General features: G+C 37.5%; 2 protein-coding genes. One reads left to right on the top strand and one right to left on the bottom strand.

The features are described 5' to 3' along the window. Positions 1-507: 507 nt before the first annotated feature. Positions 508-1,731: a C1 family peptidase gene (locus AB1414_18140; GenBank protein MEW6609335.1), complete on the top strand. Its 1,224-nt coding sequence runs from the start codon at positions 508-510 to the stop codon at positions 1,729-1,731. 74 nt (positions 1,732-1,805) lie between these two features. On the opposite strand, the gene AB1414_18135 is transcribed toward AB1414_18140, so the two are convergent. Beyond that, positions 1,806-2,576, bottom strand: coding sequence for an AAA family ATPase (locus AB1414_18135; GenBank protein MEW6609334.1), 771 nt, complete (start codon positions 2,574-2,576; stop codon positions 1,806-1,808). Between the last annotated feature and the right edge of the window lie 469 nt (positions 2,577-3,045).

Here is a 3,045-nt window from a genome sequence, read left to right as displayed (position 1 = left end):
GCAAGAGGTGTTGAAAGATTTAATTGAGAGGGTAAAGGAAATGTTTCAATTAACTGCTTCTAAGAAACATATGGTCAATCGAGAGTGGGGACATTTGGAATCAACCCCTTTCTTGAAAGGGAGAACAACATATTGTCTCACTTGAGCTAAAATAAAAATAAGGACTTTATGCCTCTAAAACTAAAAAACTTGAACATCGAGTATCAACATATCTATTTCCCTCCCTTCTATAAATTAATATCGGAAGGAAATAGATAATACTTTAATTATCAAGTAATTATCAAAAAACGCAAAAGTTTAGATTTATAAAAAAACTCTTGACAAATTCTATTTTATATGTTATCTTTTTATAAAAGGCTGAAAATCAGGTGGAGAAAGGAGGTGGAAAAAGATTTTTATAAATTCCAGCCATTTAGTTAATCACTAAATAGGGCTTCACGAACTTAAAAGCAAGTAATTGGTAACTAATTACCATTTACCAATTACCAAAGATAAGGAGGTTGACAGATGAATTTAAAGTTAATAACAAGTATAGTTATAGGATTAATGCTGTCCGGTCAGTTAGTCTTTGGACAGAATGCAGAGTTATCGGCAATAAAAAAGGCAATTAAGTCAAAAGGAACAAGTTGGACAGCAGGAGAAACAGATGTTTCCAAACTCTCTAAAGAGGCAAGAAAAAGGTTATGCGGGGCAATAATTGTTCCTCAAACCAAACCATCAATCACGGTAAAATCTACAAAGGTTTTACCCGATACTTGGGACTGGCGAAGTGCAAATGGATATGACTGGACGACTCCTATTCGCAATCAGGCGGCGTGTGGAAGTTGTGTTGCCTTTGGGGCGATTGGTGCTTTAGAGCCTTTAGCGCGTATCGAAGCAAATAACCCGCTTCTATCTATTGACCTTTCAGAACAACACTTGTTTTCGTGTGGTGGTGGGTTATGTGATTACGGATGGTATCCCTCATCGGCGGCAAATTATCTGAGGGACTACGGAACTCCTGATGAGGCGTGTTATCCCTATATTTCAGGTAATGGTAATGATTATCCCTGTGCAAATACCTGTCCTGATTGGGAAGATAGGGTTACACAAATTAGTCAATGGAATTGGGTGACAAATAATGTGGATAGCATCCGCGGGGCATTATTTCAAACACCTTTATCCACGACAATGGCAGTATATACTGATTTCTTTTTCTATGATGGTGGAGTTTATGAATACACATATGGAGTGCTTGAAGGATACCACCAGATTGCTTTTGTTGGTTACAACAACATAGAAGGATATTGGATATGCAAGAATAGTTGGGGAACAAACTGGGGTGAAAATGGTTGGTTTAGAATAAAATATGGAGAGTCTTCGATTGGCAACAGCACAATCCTTATGTCAGGCACACAACCACCTCAAACACTATCACTGGATATTATTCTAAACGGTGCGACCTTTACCACAGGAAATATCTTAACTGCTAACGCCCATGTGACTAACGATGATACAGCTGATGTCCTTGATGCAAAGGTATGGATTAAGTTTCCAGATAATTCGTTAATATCTATACTTAACCTGCCAGGGGTCACAATTGGTGCAAATGCTAATTTTGAAACACCATTATTAAATTATACCCTCAATGGTAGTGAACCTCATGGTAACTATGAATTTGGCGGGAGATTCTTACATTATATCACCGGCGATATTGTTTGTGAAGATATCGAACCATTTTCTGTTTATTAAGACAATAATCTGGGCTAAATAAAAATAGCGGGAGAACTACCACCTCCCGCTATTTTGGTATCATAAGGCATTCATTACCAGAAGTGACAGACTTCATTTATTCTTTGAAGAATATCTTTTATGTCCCGATAGAGGATGGAATCATCTGGTAGGTCAAAGATTGATTTCCCAACAATTTCATATTCAGAAAGAGAAGGGTCAAAATGAATACTGCCGGCAAATGGGAGTTTATGATTTTCAATCTCTTTAATGAAGTTAGACGGAAGGTCTTTTGCCTCTCGATTAATGATAAAGAATGTATGCTTAACCTCGTTTTCAAGTTTTCTAATCAATTCATTTGTTCTAACTGCGGCGATTAATCCTTTTGGGGATGAGTCTGAGATAATCAACATCACATCTACCTTATCATCTGTTTGTCTGCTGATATGTTCCATCCCGGCTTCATTGTCAATGACAACATATTTATAATTTGAGGTAATTTTTTTCAGCATATCTCTTAAATTACTGTTTGCGGAACAATAACATCCTTTTCCCTCAGGGCGGCCTATTGTCAGCAAATCAAAGGAATTACTTTCCACCAGAGCCAGATTGACTTCAAGTTCAAAATACTCTGCCAGACTCATATAAGCAGGTCTTTTTCCTATTTCTGGTCGTGCTTCTTCTCGGATTTCACCAATGGTGCGATGAACATCTACGCCAAGAGTAATATTCAAATTCATTGATGGGTCGGCATCAACAGCCAGAATAGGGGCACAATTTTGCTCTTTAAGAAATCTGACTATAAAGCCGGCAATAGTCGTCTTTCCGACACCGCCTTTACCCGCAACAGCAATAACTTTAGCCATAAAATTACCTCCTGAAATAATGTCATAGTGTCGTGTTGAACAAATAACGCATGGAATTTATTCTGGTAACTGGTGATTGGTAACTGGTAATTAAATACCGTTTGGCTGATCTCAGGACGAAACTATTTAACCAGTTACCAGTTACCAATTATCCGTTTGCAGGTTATGAAATCTGATGATACGCCGTGCAAAACTTACTCAACACCACACTAGTGCTCTGTCGCTACTCAATTGATGTGCTCCCTTGGCCTAATCATTACCCACATCTTTTAGTGGACAGATTAGATAGAAATTCCAAATTCCAAGCACCAAATTCCAAATAAATTCCAAATTCCAAACACTAAATTCCAAAGTTTATATTACAACGATGGAAATTCATTTAGACTTTTCAATAATTGAAGAAAAAAGTTTCGTAACTATTCACCACAAAGAGCACGAAGGGCAGGGAGATGTTACAGAACAAATCTCT

This window comes from bacterium (assembly GCA_040755795.1).
Lineage (GTDB): Bacteria > UBA9089 > CG2-30-40-21 > CG2-30-40-21 > SBAY01 > JBFLXS01.
The sequence above is the reverse complement of the archived record's forward strand: the minus strand, read 5'-3'. Positions and strand labels throughout refer to the sequence as shown.